Source organism: Brachybacterium sp. FME24 (assembly GCF_014897705.1).
In the GTDB taxonomy this organism is placed as follows: Bacteria; Actinomycetota; Actinomycetes; order Actinomycetales; family Dermabacteraceae; genus Brachybacterium.
The window spans coordinates 1-616 of record NZ_JABUXV010000056.1 but is presented as its reverse complement, the minus strand read 5'-3'; the positions used below and the strand labels follow the sequence as shown (position 1 = coordinate 616).

The window sequence follows — 616 nt, the reverse complement described above, 5'->3', positions numbered from 1 at the left end:
CCTCGGGAACCGGCAGCACCGTGCCCTCGGGGAAGGCACCGTTCTCGTCCGTGGTCACCGCGATCGGATCGCCGACGGGGTTGCCCTCGGGATCGGTCAGCTGCACGGAGACCTCGATGCCCGGCGCCCACCCTGCAGAATCCAGGGTCGACTCCCCACCGGCCGGAACCGGCGACGACGCGTCCAGCGAGAACAGCTCGGCATCAGCCGCGATGACCTCGATGGTGTCGGCGGCCTCATTGCCCTCGGGATCCACCGCAGTGACGGTGTATCCCTCGCGCGGGGTCGCATCCTCAGGGACCGGCAGCACCGTGCCCTCGGGGAAGGCACCGTTCTCGTCCGTGGTCACCGTGATCGGATCGCCGACGGGGTTGCCTTCGGCATCGGCCAGCTGCACGGAGACCTCGGTGTTCGGGGTCCAGCCCTCGGACTCCACGGTGGACTGATCGCCCACGCGCACCGGCGAGGACGCCTCCAGGGTGGCCTCGGCAGCATCGGCCGGGGTGACCTCGAGCGTGTCGGTCGCCTCGTTGCCCTCAGGATCCGTCGCGACGACGGTGAAGTCGCCCGGGGTCGCATCCTCAGGAACCGGCAGCACCGTGCCCTCGGGGAAGGC

The 616-nt window shown here is 70.5% G+C and carries 1 protein-coding gene; it reads right to left on the bottom strand.

The features are described from left to right. A partial coding sequence (locus INT51_RS21955) for a hypothetical protein (protein WP_193107510.1) occupies positions 1-616 on the bottom strand: 616 nt, incomplete at both ends.